Source organism: Parabacteroides merdae ATCC 43184, from assembly GCF_025151215.1.
Taxonomy (GTDB): Bacteria; Bacteroidota; Bacteroidia; order Bacteroidales; family Tannerellaceae; genus Parabacteroides; species Parabacteroides merdae.
This window is the reverse complement of record NZ_CP102286.1, coordinates 1,174,412-1,189,973: the sequence shown is the minus strand read 5'-3', so window position 1 is coordinate 1,189,973 and position 15,562 is coordinate 1,174,412. Positions and strand designations below refer to the sequence as shown.

General features: G+C 44.8%; 14 protein-coding genes and 2 pseudogenes. 9 read left to right on the top strand and 7 right to left on the bottom strand.

What is annotated here, in order from left to right:
• Nucleotides 1-32: 32 nt before the first annotated feature.
• The 3 genes and pseudogenes from NQ542_RS04800 to NQ542_RS04790 all read right to left on the bottom strand — a co-directional run bounded on the left by NQ542_RS04800 (nucleotide 33) and on the right by NQ542_RS04790 (nucleotide 2,917).
• Nucleotides 33-605 carry a P-loop NTPase family protein gene (locus NQ542_RS04800; RefSeq protein ID WP_005641903.1) on the bottom strand — a complete coding sequence of 191 codons (573 nt, stop codon included), beginning with the start codon at nucleotides 603-605 and terminating at the stop codon, nucleotides 33-35.
• 14 nt (nucleotides 606-619) lie between these two features.
• A pseudogene (gene hypA, locus NQ542_RS04795) lies at nucleotides 620-961 on the bottom strand (hydrogenase maturation nickel metallochaperone HypA).
• A 96-nt stretch (nucleotides 962-1,057) separates the two neighbouring features.
• Nucleotides 1,058-2,917, bottom strand: coding sequence for a Kae1-like domain-containing protein (locus tag NQ542_RS04790; protein WP_005649326.1), 1,860 nt, complete (start codon nucleotides 2,915-2,917; stop codon nucleotides 1,058-1,060).
• 126 nt (nucleotides 2,918-3,043) lie between these two features.
• Here NQ542_RS04790 and NQ542_RS04785 point away from each other — a divergent pair.
• The 3 genes and pseudogenes from NQ542_RS04785 to NQ542_RS04775 form a co-directional block, all read left to right on the top strand.
• A pseudogene (locus NQ542_RS04785) lies at nucleotides 3,044-3,190 on the top strand (hydrogenase formation protein HypD); the annotation flags it as partial.
• 9 nt (nucleotides 3,191-3,199) lie between these two features.
• Entirely contained in the window at nucleotides 3,200-3,436 is a 237-nt protein-coding gene (locus NQ542_RS04780; protein ID WP_005649327.1) for a hypothetical protein, read from the top strand.
• A complete protein-coding gene (locus tag NQ542_RS04775; RefSeq protein WP_005641892.1) occupies nucleotides 3,375-3,656 on the top strand; it encodes an AIR synthase-related protein in 282 nt (93 codons plus the stop codon). Before NQ542_RS04780 ends, NQ542_RS04775 begins: the two co-directional genes overlap by 62 nt.
• Before the next feature lie 134 nt (nucleotides 3,657-3,790).
• Here the strand turns inward: NQ542_RS04775 and NQ542_RS04770 are convergent, their stop codons facing one another.
• Both NQ542_RS04770 and NQ542_RS04765 read right to left on the bottom strand, forming a co-directional pair.
• On the bottom strand, nucleotides 3,791-4,291 hold the full coding sequence (locus NQ542_RS04770; protein WP_005641889.1) for a thioredoxin family protein: 501 nt from the start codon (nucleotides 4,289-4,291) through the stop codon (nucleotides 3,791-3,793).
• A 419-nt stretch (nucleotides 4,292-4,710) separates the two neighbouring features.
• Nucleotides 4,711-5,247: a hypothetical protein gene (locus NQ542_RS04765; protein ID WP_005641883.1), complete on the bottom strand. Its 537-nt coding sequence runs from the start codon at nucleotides 5,245-5,247 to the stop codon at nucleotides 4,711-4,713.
• A 275-nt stretch (nucleotides 5,248-5,522) separates the two neighbouring features.
• On the opposite strand from NQ542_RS04765, the gene NQ542_RS04760 reads away from it, so the two are divergent.
• Entirely contained in the window at nucleotides 5,523-6,797 is a 1,275-nt protein-coding gene (locus NQ542_RS04760) for a BamA/TamA family outer membrane protein (RefSeq protein WP_005641882.1), read from the top strand.
• Between the two features lie 106 nt (nucleotides 6,798-6,903).
• Here NQ542_RS04760 and NQ542_RS04755 read toward each other — a convergent pair whose 3' ends face one another.
• A complete protein-coding gene (locus NQ542_RS04755) occupies nucleotides 6,904-9,459 on the bottom strand; it encodes a DUF5686 and carboxypeptidase-like regulatory domain-containing protein (RefSeq protein ID WP_005641880.1) in 2,556 nt (851 codons plus the stop codon).
• 436 nt (nucleotides 9,460-9,895) lie between these two features.
• On the opposite strand from NQ542_RS04755, the gene thiD reads away from it, so the two are divergent.
• The 4 genes from thiD to thiC are packed head-to-tail and all read left to right on the top strand — an operon-like array spanning nucleotide 9,896 to nucleotide 13,787.
• Nucleotides 9,896-10,735: a bifunctional hydroxymethylpyrimidine kinase/phosphomethylpyrimidine kinase gene (thiD, locus tag NQ542_RS04750; RefSeq protein ID WP_005641875.1), complete on the top strand. Its 840-nt coding sequence runs from the start codon at nucleotides 9,896-9,898 to the stop codon at nucleotides 10,733-10,735.
• Nucleotides 10,732-11,331, top strand: a complete 600-nt coding sequence (locus NQ542_RS04745; RefSeq protein ID WP_005641873.1) for a thiamine phosphate synthase — start codon at nucleotides 10,732-10,734, stop codon at nucleotides 11,329-11,331. Before thiD ends, NQ542_RS04745 begins: the two co-directional genes overlap by 4 nt.
• Nucleotides 11,322-12,059 (top strand): thiamine phosphate synthase, encoded by a 738-nt coding sequence (locus NQ542_RS04740; protein WP_005641871.1) that lies wholly within the window; start codon nucleotides 11,322-11,324, stop codon nucleotides 12,057-12,059. Before NQ542_RS04745 ends, NQ542_RS04740 begins: the two co-directional genes overlap by 10 nt.
• A 21-nt stretch (nucleotides 12,060-12,080) precedes the next feature.
• Nucleotides 12,081-13,787 (top strand): phosphomethylpyrimidine synthase ThiC, encoded by a 1,707-nt coding sequence (gene thiC / locus NQ542_RS04735; RefSeq protein ID WP_005641869.1) that lies wholly within the window; start codon nucleotides 12,081-12,083, stop codon nucleotides 13,785-13,787.
• 139 nt (nucleotides 13,788-13,926) lie between these two features.
• Here thiC and NQ542_RS04730 read toward each other — a convergent pair whose 3' ends face one another.
• Complete coding sequence (locus NQ542_RS04730) at nucleotides 13,927-14,826, bottom strand: helix-turn-helix domain-containing protein (protein WP_005641868.1); 900 nt, start codon at nucleotides 14,824-14,826, stop codon at nucleotides 13,927-13,929.
• Nucleotides 14,827-14,987: 161 nt separating this feature from the next.
• On the opposite strand from NQ542_RS04730, the gene NQ542_RS04725 reads away from it, so the two are divergent.
• On the top strand, nucleotides 14,988-15,500 hold the full coding sequence (locus NQ542_RS04725; protein WP_036723644.1) for a hypothetical protein: 513 nt from the start codon (nucleotides 14,988-14,990) through the stop codon (nucleotides 15,498-15,500).
• Nucleotides 15,501-15,562: the final 62 nt, after the last annotated feature.

Here is a 15,562-nt window from a genome sequence, read left to right as displayed (position 1 = left end):
TTTCTCCGTTTATCTATCAAATCTGGGGTAAATTATTTACATTTTGCACACTCTTTCACCAACCAATCACACCAGGCATCCATTCCTGTGCCTTTTGTCGCAGACACTTCGAATAGTTGCAAGTGGTGGTTTACTTTCAAGGCATTATTCCGCAACGTCTCCACATCCGTATCCAGATAAGGCGCCAAATCGATTTTGTTGATCACACAGATATCTGCCTCCAAGAAGATATGAGGATATTTCAACGGCTTGTCATCCCCTTCGGTGGTACTGACGATAACGACTTTCTTCGCTTCTCCCAAATCGAACATGGCAGGACAAACGAGAGTGGCATCAGAATTCAACTGGCGTATCGTTTCTTCCAATAATGTCGTTTTGCCGGAACCTGGAGAACTCATCAGATTCAGACAAAAAATATATTTCGCCTCAAAATAGCCTCTGTTACGTTCAGCCAACAGATTATTGCGCTGGAGAATATCCTGTTCCAGCGTTATTACTTTCCCTTCACCGTGATGACGGTGGTGATGTTCATGTCCGTGCCAGTATTCATGGTCATGAAGGTGATCGTGATGATGATGCTCTCCGCATCCGCAAGTTCCACACATAAGCGTTTGTCTTTTTATTTTATAACAATTGATTTAATCCGAAGTTCCCGCCCTTTTGTTATATTTATCAAATAAGAACCACAATTAGGACAGGGAGAAAACAAATTCCCGATAGGAAAGACCGTTTCGCAATCGCAGCACTGCCCTTCTCCGTCTACATAGCGGCGGATTATCTTCGCTTTTTCAAGCAAAGTGCCTTTAACTGCACTTTCCATCGCAAACTCCAATGTTTGCAGCTATACTCCGGCAAGACACCCTATCTCAAGCTCCACTTCTTCTATCTGCGAAGAATGATGTTCGCGAGCCTGCTGTTCGGATAGCTGAACGATACTTTGAGCGATCGACAATTCATGCATAACTTTAACGATATAACTACTTCATTTAAAACATAGGTGTTTTGCAATCAAAACATATATGATTCGTTTTCAAAACATATATGTTTTGCATTCATACTATAACTGCCTCTTCCGGGAAGCCGCTATTGCCAGTTGCCCGACCGCCACACCTCCGTCATTACAGGGTATATGTCCCGGTACGAACAGCGGGATACCAGCTTCGGCAAACATGCGCTGCAACTGTTCCGTCAGACGTTTATTCTGAAAACAGCCACCTGAGATCACGACTTTGTCCGTTCCGGTCTGCATCCTGTACTGTTTCGCCATCTCTACCAAAAGCCATGCCAACGTATTATGAAAACGGGCGGATAACCAGGTTACCGGAACTCCGGCTGCCAGATCTTCCAATATTCCTTCCAATACGGGACGCATGGAGATAGACTCCTTTTCTATTAAAACAGAATAACGACTTTGATATTCATCGGAAGCCAGTTGTTCCAGCTTAACAGGTGCTTCCGCCTGATGCGTGGAGACATCGCAGACGCCCAGTAAAGATGAAACGGCATCGAATAACCGGCCCGCACTGGAAAGATAGTCAGGGTGCAGATCGCAGACCAAAAGGGATGGCCGGAAACGAAAAAGATGTTGAAAACGTTCAAGTGATTCCTTATAGAATCGAAAGGTCTCCCAATTCTTTAGGTCACCGATATACTGGCTTTGCAGAATCGTTTCTCCCTCCCCTAAAGCAAACGTATTTACCTTTTCGGCTCTGAAAGCCAAGATTCCTTCAACCGGAACGTCAGCAAAGAACGGTTCCGGCACATATCCTCGCGAACGACGTATCAAGCAGGACTGACCGCCACAGACCTGTAACACAGAGTCATCCACCCGGTTATGGTGGAGCAAGAGGGGTATTTTACCGGCCAATTGCTTTTCTGCCTCTTCGGGGGTAATGGTTATCGGACATTCGCTGATATTGCCACTCGTCATCACCAATGCGGGTGTATCCAACCGTTCAAACCAATCGGAATGGAGCGGCATATAAGGAAGCATACATCCTAATGTCTCCATTCCCGGATTGACGGACGAAGCCAACAGCCGGAGTTGCTTCAACAGAACGATCGGGCGACGCCAGGAAAGCAAAGCCTTTTCTTCCACCCCATTCGAGAAAACGTATCGGCGGATATTCTCTATATCCCGAAACAGTACGGCAAAAGGCATGCCATCCCGCTGCTTGATATCCCGTAGCCGGGAAACTGCCTTTTCACTCCTCGCATCACAAATCAGGTGATAGCCTCCTATCCCTTTCGCGGCAATCACTTCACCCTCACGAAGCAAACGGGATGAAAGGTTGAGCAGTTCCGAATAGTCTGTTACCTTTACCTTATTATATAAGGCGTAATAAGACGGACCGCAATGGTTACAGGCAACAGGCTCAGCATGAAAACGCCGGTCGCTGACCGTTATATATTCTTTTCGGCAGGACGGACACATCGAGAAAGCTGACATGGTTGTTCGGCTCCTATCATAAGGCAGATCACGGATGATAGAAAAACGAGGTCCGCAATGCGCACAGTTGACAAAAGGGTATTGCAAGCGCTGCGCTTGTGTCTTCCGGTCACGTAAGCATTCGGGACAGACGGCAATATCGGGAGCAACCTGCGTCACCTCGTCCGATTCCGACCGACTGGGAGTAATACGAAAACCCATATATGGATTCCTAACTTCTATCCTTTCCGAAACGGTTATCCTATGTATGGAAGCCACCTTCGGATGTTCGCGACGTATGCGTTCGATGAAGAGTTCCCGTTGCACGGGAGTAAGGGCCGTACGGATACAGACCCCATTATTCCGGTTGTCCACTTCTCCACAGATATTCATTTCACTGGCGATCCGATAGATAAACGGACGGAAACCGACACTTTGTACCAAACCTTGAATGGTCAGGACTGATATGACAACTTCCTCCTCTTTCATCTTCTTCATTTATGTTTTGACAAATGTAATCCCTTTCACAAGGATGCCTCATACCTTCTTCTCTCGGCAGACACGGAGGCGTATAAAAAGTGCTTTGACGATCTTGCGTCGAGCGTGGAAAAGAGACAGTGCATCGCTGGTGATATTATGCGAGGAACAAAACAAACGAAAGACTGCCCTTTCTTTGGAACGATTTGCACACCCGAGCATCCGATCGGTGCACCGATGGTTTCTTCGGAAGGGGTTTGTGCTGCTTACTATAGATATAAATAGATACAGAATATGATAACGACAAATTGTCCCATTCCTTTCTCCGATTCCGACTGTGTGTTATTGGCACACGGTGGCGGCGGACGAATGACGCACCAACTGATAAGCAGCATCTTCTATCCTGCTTTCCGCAAATCCTTGTTGGAACAAGATCATGGCGGATGCGTAATCGGCGTCGTTCCCAAAGGTGTCCACATTGCTCCCGATTCCCGATGCCGTGCGCGGCGCTTCAGAGATTTTAGGACTTGATCCGCTTCATATCGCCAACGAAGGACTGGTGCTGGTGATCTTACCGGATGAAAAGACGGAGCAGGCTCTTGCCGTCATGCAGAATTATCCGGAAGGAAAGAACGCAGCTGTTATCGGCTGTATTCAGGAAAAAGGCTATGCACTGGTTAAAATGAAAACGTTGTATGGCAATTACAGGATCGTCGATATGCTCAGTGATGAACAGTTGCCGAGGATATGATGACAAAGGCACCATTAAACAGTGCATACGCACCGCACTACTTACTAAGAAGAATCAACAAAATAGACTAATATAATAAAAAAAGAGCTGCCCCTTTTGATAAGGACAACTCTTTTTTGCTAATAATCTGCTGATTAACCCTTCTTCAATACCTTCGTCAGATCTTCCGGGGCTACATTGGCAGCAATAATAACCCCCTTGTCGTCAATCAGGAAGTTACAGAATCCCTTTTGCAGGTTATACTTCCCAAACAATTCTGACTTTCTGCCAAGTTCTTCATGAAATTGCTTTGTACCTTCCAATTTGTCGGCTTTTACCGTTTCAGTAAAAATGGATTCTTTCTCGTCTAAAGAGATCGAATACATTGCAATCTTGTCTGAACTCAACTTGTTGACTTCATTCCATAATTGAACGTTACGAGCCCGCGATTCAGCATCGTAAGTTGCCCAGAAATTCAGCAATGTGTAACGTCCTGAATGATTTTGAAAACTGAAATTGCTCTCGGTTCCTAAAGACTCTATTCTCGGAGCAAAGTCGCCAGGGTTAATGCCGACTGTCGGCTTTGCGTTTTTAGTTCCGGCAGACACAGCAAGCAATGCAACCGCAACAAAGAGAACATAAGCTCTTACTTTCATATCATCATTTTTATGTTAAACTTAATCGGAGCATCCTTTAATTGCCTTTTTCTCCGACTCCTGATTTTCAGGAAATAAACAAGGGCTTCACCTTCGCTAAAGGATCGCTTTCTTATTTTTAACGGCTGCAAATATACAGGCAAAAGCCCTATTTAGCCAAATGATATAACACTTTTCAGCCGAAAAGCAAGGTTTTTTATATGTTTTATCGCATAAACAGATCAAAAATGATATGTTTTGCAACATATCATTAATCTTATTTCACATATACCTGTCTGTCGATAAACCAGAACTTATGGCAATGGGACAATTTCATCGCTGGAACTTTAGATACCGACCGACACAGATATTGTCGAAAGTGACAAATAACTACAAAAAGAAAGCATTTGGTTCTGAAGCCAAGTGCTTTCTTTTTGTAGTTATTTACTTTGCTGACTGTCCCCATAGGGAGAAGGCATTGGCATCCCTTCCTTTATATATTCGTCATATACAACAGTCGGATGATCCTGCGGAGATGTGACATTATATTCTTCTTTGAAATTATCGCGACGGAAGTTCTTCAATTTCAAGTTCTCCGAACTATAAGTACGCAAGGTCTGCCTCTTATTCCCAGTTAATGAACTTTCCACTACTTCCGAATCCAAAATATTCATTTTGGGGGTAAGAGACGGCAAGAGCTTCTGTTCGAGTAAACCGCGATAGGCTCCGATGTATTCACACCAGACGGCATTTCCACGCGTAAAAATACGATAAGTATAATTGGACCATGCTGTCCGGATATGGATTTCATGTTGCCAGATTTCGATACAAGCTTCTGACTTATAGTTCGGATCCTTGATCGTTATCCGCTCCAGTCCATGCATTTTTTCAAGAATTTTCGTTTGCCACTTGTCTGAATGCATTATTTCTGCAATAATCTCAGGCAATTTTTCCTTAATTTCAAACTGAATTTTCATCTTCGTGTGCCTGCCAGTCAGGACTTCTTAAGGTTGCCAGGTTCTGTTATTAAACAATATCTCTAAATTAATAACAATTAATACACATGGTTTGTTTACACAAACAATCGTTTTTTGTACAGCCCATGCTATATTGCCATGATTACCGACAAATTCGGGGGAATAATAGATGTAGATCTACAGCAAGATGAAAGGCTGACCTTTTGGTTCCGTTTGCCCCTCTGAAATAAATCCGATTTTTTTTCTACATTTGCCCTCATTAATAGGATTAGTCAATGCTTAAATATATTGTTGTATTTGCGGGAGCCTCTTTACTTGCGATTTCTTTGCCAGCAAAGGCTCAGGAACAACGCGATATCGTTGCGCTCTCCTCTGAAGAAATAATGACTCCTTCAGATACCGTGCCTCGAAAGAAGACTGTCATCGTAGACGGAGTGGAATTGAACGAAAAGCAGTTGAAACGTTACTATCGTCAATTGCGTAAAGATTCCATCCGGGCCCACAAAAACATATGGTGGTCTGTACTGGGCGGTCCTTCATATACACCAGAAGCTTCGTTCGGTGTGGGTGGTGCCGTCCTTGCCAGCTTCCGAATGAATAAACAAGACACTATTTCCCAACGTTCTTTCCTGCCTGCCGGTTTGAACCTGTCTATAAATGGGACCATTGTTGTAGCTGGCGCTGGAACGTTTTTCTTCAATGAAAACCGTTTCCGTATCTATATGAATTATGGTTATCGGAACGAGCCTTCACACTATTACGGGAAAGGATTTGAAAAGGCGGAGAATCTCGAAAGGGGTGATTCCACTACTCGGTTTCATCGAAGCTATTTTCAATTGTACCCCCGATTCGTATGGGAAGTCCGCCCACATTTTTATTTAGGCGGCTTGTTTGACTTGAACTACACAAAGGTTTCGGATGTTAATCCGGTGATGGAGGAAGATCCCTATTTCCAACAGTTCAAAAGGAAATACTTCAACGTCGGTATCGGCGGACTTATCCAATATGACACTCGTGATGATGTGGCGACACCTACGCGCGGTATGTTGTTAGGAGCTAATTTCAAATTGTTCGGTAAATATTGGGGAGGCGCTTATAACTACGAGATCATCGAGCTTGAATACCGACAGTTTAAAAACGTATTTCGTCCACGCAGTACGCTTGCCTGGATTGCCAAAAGCCAGATCGGCTTAGGGGACATTCCTTTTACGGAACTCCCGACTTTCGGTTCTCCTTTCGACCTTCGTGGTTACTATATGGGCAAGTACCGGGACAAGTCGATGGCTTACGGAATCGTTGAATACCGTCATATGTTCGGCTCTCCGGCCAAATACAAAAGCGGGAATTTTTGGGCAAAATGCGGTTTTGTGGCATGGGTCGGAACCGGAACGATCGGGGAAACTCCTTTTGACTGGAATAAATGGAAACTAAATTTCGGAGCCGGCCTCCGCTTTCAGATGCAACCGGGAAAAAACTTCAGACTGGACGTAGGGAAAGAACCCGGGCAGCCGGGCATGCAGGTCTATATGAATATGACAGAGGCTTTCTAAGAAGGGAAATAAATCCAACTTTCTATAATTTAGGCATGGATTACACGGAAACCACCACGAAAAGAAAACAGTTGTCCGTGAAATCCGTGCCTGAAAAAACATAATATCAGAATGACATTCGCATCATGAACCGAACCCCTTTCGTCTGGATACCCGGATGGTCGCGATAGTTCAAACGCCATACGTAATCAAGGCGAAGGAACTTAAAGATGTTTTCAATGCCGATACTGGCTTCCATATAAGGAGCTTTGCCCAAGGTGTACGAACCGTTAGGGAAAAGATACAGCCCCTCTCCCCCATTCATCGGATTGTTCTTGTCGGTCAGATGTCCCCATAGGCCGCGGAAACAGAATACTTCTCTCCATTTCAACTTCTTGACAAGCGGCAGGCGGTTCAACAAGTTTCCGTTCATGTAATATGTCAAATCCCAGGAGGCATATTCGTCGCTGATGAACTCCATCGCATTCATGTTCGTATAAGATTCCGGCTGGATCGTATACGAAAGATTTGCATTCGGCAGGATCAACAAAGGATATGGAACCTTGTTCCATACTTTTCCCGCTTTCGTGATAAGATCGACATAACCGAAAGCCGAGAACCAGAAACGCTTCTGAATACCGATATCCGTACGGTGATAATCGTACGATGAACCCAGCAAATCTTTCTTTGCCATTACATGGCTGAAATTGAAGATCAGCGCATCGAAAGTAATCGGATAGCGAAGGTTACGTGTCTGGTAGAACTTTTCATCCTTGGCATAACGGAATTTCAACTCCAGTTCCGTCATATCATAGCTCTTGACCGGGCTAATGGCTCCATCCGGTCCGATCCGGTCAAACACCGCATATTCGGTTGCATATTCGCGACGGTTACGGATGACAGCCCCATAAGCCAGACCATTATAATGTTCGTGGTAGTAGGTCAGTTCAGCTTGCCGCAGATAAGTGGCCCGTGTATCTTTCTGGCGTTTCCAGGCCAAGAACATATTATCCTTGCTGGCATACATGTATTGCTGTCCCAACTGGTTGATATCGTACATATATTCCAGGCGGATCGAGTTCAGCGGAAATTCCTTACGGTATTCTTTACGATCATTGAACGAATACTCGACAAGAGCATCATATTTCAGCTTTTCATCTTTTGTTCCATACGCCATATATCCGTCAAAAAACAGGTTCCTGCTAAATGCCGTCGTTGTTGTTCCTCCCACACGGAAACGGGCTCCTTCGATTGCATTGCCACTGATTGCCGTGTTCATGGGCCCGAACTCAAATTTACTTTTCAGCGGGTCCTTATTCGTCGGGATATAGCCGGACACGAGGACTGAAACTACTTTCTCCGTTATATAAAAGATCGGAACAGAACGGAATTTAGCCATCAGCTTTTCGACCGAGTTCGGATTCTTCTTTATTGCCTCCTCCGGACGGTTACTTGTCCAAAAATCCTCCGATTGCTGATAAGCGTCTTTTAGCGTAATGACGGGTGCACTCTCCTTAAACACAAGCGCCCGTTCGGCATCGGGTTCATCAAAAGAATGGTTGCTGTAGATATTCAATCGCCGCGCATACATACCTTTCGATTTCTCGCTCAATTTGAAGTTGACGTTGATGTCGTCCTTCGTAATGATCCGGGTACTGTCGGGCGTGCGTTCGAATGTCTGTTCGATCGTCATTCCGGAAACGAAGTTCAGGTTGATGTCTTTGGGGACATTCAAAATTGCCTTCTGTACAAAGAACGTAGAATCAAGTGTAACAAACAGATGGCCGGTGAAACCAAATGTTTCCGAGTTGAAAGGAACAAACCCCAAATCCACACATTTCTGTCCGTTCACATTTAACGTATCGAGCAGATAATATTTGTAATAATTCGGTCCGATAGTAGACAGCGGACTGACAAATCTCTGTAAAAACAGAGGAATATCATTCTTGAAAATATCGACTTCCCGGAAAACCTCATTCAAAAACTGCTGGATACCATCACGCGAGAATATCTCATCCACACCTGATGACTTGTTTCCTTTCACAATACGCTTTTCCGACTTCGGCTCTTTACGGTAATAGACAGATTCCACCTTTTCCTTTTCCGACACCGGAAGAATAGTCGTACCGACATCAAGCGTATCGACAAAATCGATCAGAAAATCGAATTTGCCCGGTTTTCCGTTCTTTTTGGGTTTGGGATGATAGTCATTCATCGCAAAGACCATCTTCTCATATTGATCGTATTGGAAATAATCGTGGTTACGCGGATCATTGCTTTCCCGTGAAGCAATCACTTGCTTTACAAACTTAACGGCCGGATTCTCTTTCTTGCTGTATTTCTCCTTCTTGGGCTTTACGACGACCTCATTCAACGTGATCCCGTTCGGAGCCAATTTTATTTTCAGATTATTCGTTTTACCCGGAATGACCTTCACTTCTTTCGTGTCATACCCTAAATAAGATACCTCCAAATTCTTGACATCGGTCAAAGCGGAGAATGAAAAGTTGCCATCCCCGTCAGTTGCTGTTCCAATTGTCGTTCCTTTAAATATAAGAGAAACATAAGGTAATCTTTCTCCTGTAATTGAATCGGTTACAACTCCCTTTATAATAGTATTCTGTCCGTTTGCTATCCATACCGTAAACAAGGATGCCAGCAAAAAAACAATCTTCTTCCCCATCACGATTTTTTATCCTTTTATTTTTACTTTATTCCCAAGAAACTGTTTTTATTTTTTACCTCATGATTCGAGATAGCTTTTTGGAACATATTCGTCACCCTAATGAGAAAGATAGCGGGCTATCTAGCGAAGGAGCAGGACGGATATGACCAAAAGATACTCAAAGCATAGACAAAACCAACAGCAAAATAAGCTGTTGGTAAAAAATCAAAACAGTTTCTAAATAAACCGCTGCAAAAGTATAACAGATTCTTTTTACAGAGTGTTCCAAAACACGCACATTATATTCCAATTACAAAAAATCTTCCTACCTTTGTCTCCCGAAAGGGGTGCCATACTGTTAACGGGCTGAGATTATACCCTCATGAACCTGATGCGGGTAATGCCGCCGTAGGAAAGAACAGATTAGGCTTTTTCCCTCCTTTTGTATATAGAAATGAAAATAAACACGACGTTTCGCTATCCGGTGGCACTTACTATTGCTGGTTCAGACAGTAGTGGTGGTGCCGGAATACAAGCGGATCTGAAAACATTTTCGGCTTTAGGAGTCTTCGGAACCTCTGCCATCACATCGATCACAGCCCAAAACACACAGGGAGTAAGAGGCATACACGCAGTTTCTCCAGAAATCGTCGAAGGGCAAATTCATGCCGTATTCGAAGACTTAACCGTCGATGCCGTTAAGATCGGGATGTTGCATAACTGGGAAGCAGCCCGGATCGTTGCCTGCTCAATCGATCATTTCTGCCCGTCGAAAATCATTCTCGACCCAGTTATGATTTCGACAAGCGGCAGCAAGCTGATAGAAGATGAAACCATCGAAGTCATCGTGAAAGAACTTTTCCACCGCGTCACACTGATCACCCCAAATATTGACGAAGCAGCCTTTCTCTCCGGTATGCAGATACGCAACGAGGAAGAAATGGAAATAGCCGCACAAAAGCTGTTGGTCTTGGGATGCCGTGCCGTATTGATGAAAGGCGGCCACTTGGAAGGTAAAGAAATGGCCGATATTTTGTTTACACACGATGAAGCTCCGCTCCGACTGGCTGTGCCGACCATTCAGACTCAAAATACACACGGTACAGGTTGCACACTCTCGTCCGCCATCGCCGCCTATATGGCTTTAGGAAAAGAACTGCCAGATGCTGTACGTGCGGCAAAAGATTACATAACGGCAGCCCTTCATGCCGGGGCCAATGTTGAGACTGGACATGGACACGGACCTCTCAATCATTTTTTCGATCCGGTTCCCCTCATAAAAATAGAAGTATGAAAAAGCTGATCGTTATTACTTCGCCCTATTTTTTCAAGGGAGAGGATTGCATCCTTTCACATCTGTTTGATGAAGGGATGCAACATCTTCACCTGCGTAAACCGGATAGCGAAGCAAATGAATTGCGCAAGTTGCTGGATCGGATTCCGGATATCTACTATCCGAAAGTCGTGCTTCATGACTGTTTCAACCTGGCAGTAGAATATGGCCTAGGCGGCATACACCTGAACAGACGCAACAACCAGTCGCCAGACGGTTTTACAGGCACAATCAGCTGTTCATGCCATTCGATCGAGGAACTCGAACAGTTCGGGAAACTCGACTATCTGTTTCTTAGCCCGATTTTTCAAAGCATATCCAAAGAAGGTTATGGGAACGGTTTCAAGCCGGAAACACTCAGACAGGCTTCCAATGCCGGGATCATCAATGATAAAGTCATAGCCTTAGGAGGCATAGACCTGACGACCCTTCCCCTTCTACGCCCTTTCCGCTTCGGGGGAGCTGCCGTGTTGGGAGCAGTTTGGGGAAACTCCCCTTCGGCAGATAAAGAGGATTCTATTATCACACAATATAAAAAGCTACAAGCATGGAATTAGACGATTTTTTATATACAAGTGCAGGTAGAGGAAGGTATGCCTGTTTTACCGGTACTAATCGGTTGATGTTCATCACACACCGTACGAATAAATACACAGAACTGGATGAGGTCAAGATGGTGACCAAAGGCGGTTGTACTTGGGTACAGCTCCGCATGAAAGAGAATTTGAACCTGGAAGTTGCCAAAGCAATCGCCCATTTTACCCTGTTTGACTGCGATACGGATTGCGCCTGCTGTCTGGACGACGATCTGGAAATGGCTTTCAAAGCCGGTATTCACTGTGTCCATTTAGGTAAAAACGACATACCGGTCTCCGAAGCCTGGCACCGTATTATCGAAAAAGGGAAAGAGGATCTTTTCCTGGTGGGGGCAACAGCCAACACGTTCGAAGATATCCTGAAAGCAGATCGGGAAGGAGCTTCTTACATAGGCTTGGGCCCCTACCGCTACACCGAGACCAAAAAGAACCTGAGTCCGGTGTTGGGGTTGGAAGGGTATCGAAAAATCATGGAACAATGCAGAGAAGCTGGCCTTGAAATTCCTATCTTTGCCATCGGAGGGATCGAGTTTGAAGATATTGCACCATTGATGGAAACAGGAATAGAAGGCATCGCCGTTTCCGGAGCGATCATCAATGCTGAAGATCCGGTCGAAGAGACACGCCGTTTCATCCGGGAGATCAACAAACATAAACCGGACCCTTGCAGGGACGATTCTGAAATATAAAAAGAATAAAATAATACAGCTATGGCAAATAAAAACAGAATACGCATCACGTATCCTTCATCGGAAAAGATCTACATACCCGGCAAGATACATAAGATAAATGTGGGTATGCGAAAGATCAAAATACTGGATACCGTCACACGCGATGAGAACGGAGAGTTGGTCCACAAAAAAAACAATCCCGTCATCGTGTATGATACCAGTGGACCTTATTCGGACCCGAAAATCCCGGTCAATACGCAAAACGGCATTCCCCGTATCCGCGAATCCTGGTATGCAGGACGCAAAGACTTGATCCGCCTGGAAGAGCTGACTTCCGATTATGGCCGGCAGCGCCTCGCCGATTCCTCACTGGATCACATCCGTTTCCCAAAACATCATCTACCCTATCGTGCCAAAGCGGGGAAAAACATCACCCAACTGTATTATGCGAAACGGCGCATCATCACTCCGGAAATGGAATATGTCGCCATCCGCGAAAACCAGCAGATCGAGGCGTTAGGATTGAAATCATATATCACTCCCGAATTTGTCCGCAAAGAAATTGCCGCCGGGCGTGCCATCATCCCAGCAAACATCAACCACCCCGAAGCAGAACCGATGATTATCGGCCGGAAATTCTTAGTGAAGATCAACACCAATATCGGCAACTCCGCCCTTTCGTCCGGTATAGACGAAGAGATCGAAAAGGCTGTATGGAGCTGCAAATGGGGAGGCGACACCTTGATGGATCTTTCGACAGGAGACAATATCCATGAAACCCGCGAATGGATCATTCGTAACTGTCCGGTTCCGATGGGAACAGTCCCTATCTACCAGGCTTTGGAAAAGGTGAACGGAAAGATAGAAGACTTGAGTTGGAAAATCTATCGCGACACACTGATCGAACAGGCTGAACAGGGAGTCGACTATTTCACCATCCATGCCGGTTTGCTTAAAAAGCATATCGAACTGACACAAACGCGCTTGACAGGTATCGTCTCACGCGGAGGCTCAATCATGGCTAAGTGGATGCAAATCCATAATGAAGAGAATTTCTTGTATACACATTTCGCCGAAATATGCGAGATATTGAAAATGTACGATATCGCCGTTTCGATCGGCGACGGGCTTCGCCCGGGCTCCATCTACGATGCGAACGATGCCGCCCAATTTGCCGAACTACATACGATGGGTGAGTTAACCCAGGTTGCCTGGGACCAGTTTGTGCAGGTCATCATCGAAGGTCCGGGCCATGTCCCGATGAATAAGATCCAAGAGAACATGAAAGAACAGCAATATGCTTGCCATAATGCCCCGTTCTACACGTTAGGCCCGCTGACAACAGATATCGCCCCAGGTTACGACCATATCACATCGGCTATCGGAGCCGCCCAGATTGCCTGGCACGGCACAGCAATGATCTGTTACGTCACTCCGAAAGAACATCTCGGTTTACCGGATAAGGAAGATGTCCGCACGGGTGTCGTCACCTATAAGATCGCCGCCCACGCCGCCGACCTGGCAAAGGGACATCCCGGAGCACAAGTCCGTGACAATGCTCTGAGCAAAGCCCGCTTCGAATTCCGCTGGAAAGACCAGTTCAATCTGTCTTTCGATCCGGAACGCGCCTTTCAATATTACAAGGACAGTGCCGTGACGGACGGTGAATATTGCACGATGTGCGGCCCCAACTTCTGTGCCATGCGGCTGAGCAAGGATTTACATAAAGAAAACTGCGATATATAAAGGTCACTCATTTTGTGCAGTGACAAGGATATATACACAATGTGCCTTATATCCTTGCCGCTGTACAAGTTTTTCTTAATCAAAAGGGATAAAAGAACGAAAGAGACGAAAGGTTGTTCGAATTTAACGAAATGGAAAATCAGTTTAAGGTTCGGTATTCATTCGGAGAACATCCGACAATTCTTTTAAAGGCTTTGCTGAAATACTGCGGGTATTGATAGCCCAAAGCATAGGCAACATCACTGATCGATTTATCCGGATCTGCCAGCCACTCTTTTGCAGTATCCATTGTTTTTGCCAATATATATTCTTGTGCAGATGAACCTGTCTCCTTTTTTATCAAGTCTCCGAAATAATTTGCAGACAGATGCAACTGGTCAGCACAATAAGCTACGGTCGGTGTACCGAATTTGGAGGGTTTATCCGAAGTGAAATAGTCGTTCAATAATGCTTCAAACGAACTGAGTGTGTCCTTGTTCTCCTTTTTGCGGGTAATGAACTGTCTATCATAAAAGCGGATACAATAGTTGAGCAACAACTCGATAGCAGAAACGACAATCAGATTGCTATGTCTATCCGTAGCACCTTTGATTTCATCGTCTATTTTCATCATGCAGTCTATCACGGTCTGTCTTTCCTGCTTCGAGAGATGCAGTGCCTCGTTGACGGCATAGGAAAAGAATGTGTAATCTTGCATGTGACGGTTCAAGGGGGTACCATGTAACAATTCGGGTTGAAATGTCAGCCACCAGCCTTTTGGCTGAAACGGCTCTCCCGTATCATCATTGCCGATGACTTGTCCCGGTGCTGCGAATACCAGGGTTTCTTCCTGAAAATCGTAGAATTTCCGACCATACTTTATCTGATCGGCGCACTTTATATCTTTCAGATAAATGACATAGAACCCGATACTCTTGCGGATATGATGCAGTGGTTTTATTTTTGAAGCATCAATTACGCCCACTAGTGGATGCGGAGTATCTATACCCAAAAAGTCATTATAATCCTTGACAGTATTTAGCTTTATAATCTTCTCCATAACAGTCTATTTCATTGTTTCTGTGCAAATGTAGAAAATATCTTTGGCTTATCTCCGTTCCAATCTGTAATAATTATGCATGAAACCGTGATTCATACCCTATGAGGTACTAGGACAGCCTATAATTTTGCATCGTGGAAAACTGAATAAAAGAAATAACAATGATACAAATGAGTAATTCAGGACTTATGACCATCGACCGATTCAATAAATTAACGGGACATGAAACGCTGCATCCGTTGATCTGCATGGTAGATTTGTCAAGAACAAATCTAAACGAGGATATCCGGATGATGTGTGATTTTTACGGGTTGTTGTATTACAACGATCCAGAACAAGACAAAATATCGGGAAAAGAGTGGTTGCGACTGATTTATCCCGGTGAAACAGTCGAAATCCCTTTGAACCGACATCGACATACCGGATGTTGTTCGGGCGTGTTGTTTCATCCCGATTTGTTATGCGACACATCGCTCGAAAACCGTATCGAAACCTATCCGAAACGCTGTTGCTGTAAAGGAACATTGTCGGAGCACGAAAGAAACATCATAACCGATAACTTGCGGGAAATCGGAGAAGAGTTACATCATGCCATTGACCGACATAGTGCATCAATCATCGCTTCACATATCGAACTGCTACTCAACTACTGTATACGCTTTTGCAATCAGTAAATAATAAAACCGTAATAATTATCCTTCAAACCGTAATCCACGACTGGTCGAGGCGGGAATCT

Coding starts and splice junctions, on each gene's coding strand:
- NQ542_RS04760 (WP_005641882.1), top strand. CDS start 5,523: ATGCTTAAATATATTGTTGTATTTGCGGGAGCCTCTTTACTTGCGATT.
- NQ542_RS04745 (WP_005641873.1), top strand. CDS start 10,732: ATGAAAAAGCTGATCGTTATTACTTCGCCCTATTTTTTCAAGGGAGAG.
- NQ542_RS04790 (WP_005649326.1), bottom strand. CDS start 2,917: ATGAAAGAGGAGGAAGTTGTCATATCAGTCCTGACCATTCAAGGTTTG.
- thiC (WP_005641869.1), top strand. CDS start 12,081: ATGGCAAATAAAAACAGAATACGCATCACGTATCCTTCATCGGAAAAG.
- NQ542_RS04740 (WP_005641871.1), top strand. CDS start 11,322: ATGGAATTAGACGATTTTTTATATACAAGTGCAGGTAGAGGAAGGTAT.
- thiD (WP_005641875.1), top strand. CDS start 9,896: ATGAAAATAAACACGACGTTTCGCTATCCGGTGGCACTTACTATTGCT.
- NQ542_RS04755 (WP_005641880.1), bottom strand. CDS start 9,459: ATGGGGAAGAAGATTGTTTTTTTGCTGGCATCCTTGTTTACGGTATGG.
- NQ542_RS04800 (WP_005641903.1), bottom strand. CDS start 605: ATGTGTGGAACTTGCGGATGCGGAGAGCATCATCATCACGATCACCTT.
- NQ542_RS04770 (WP_005641889.1), bottom strand. CDS start 4,291: ATGAAAGTAAGAGCTTATGTTCTCTTTGTTGCGGTTGCATTGCTTGCT.
- NQ542_RS04780 (WP_005649327.1), top strand. CDS start 3,200: ATGATAACGACAAATTGTCCCATTCCTTTCTCCGATTCCGACTGTGTG.
- NQ542_RS04725 (WP_036723644.1), top strand. CDS start 14,988: ATGATACAAATGAGTAATTCAGGACTTATGACCATCGACCGATTCAAT.
- NQ542_RS04765 (WP_005641883.1), bottom strand. CDS start 5,247: ATGAAAATTCAGTTTGAAATTAAGGAAAAATTGCCTGAGATTATTGCA.
- NQ542_RS04730 (WP_005641868.1), bottom strand. CDS start 14,826: ATGGAGAAGATTATAAAGCTAAATACTGTCAAGGATTATAATGACTTT.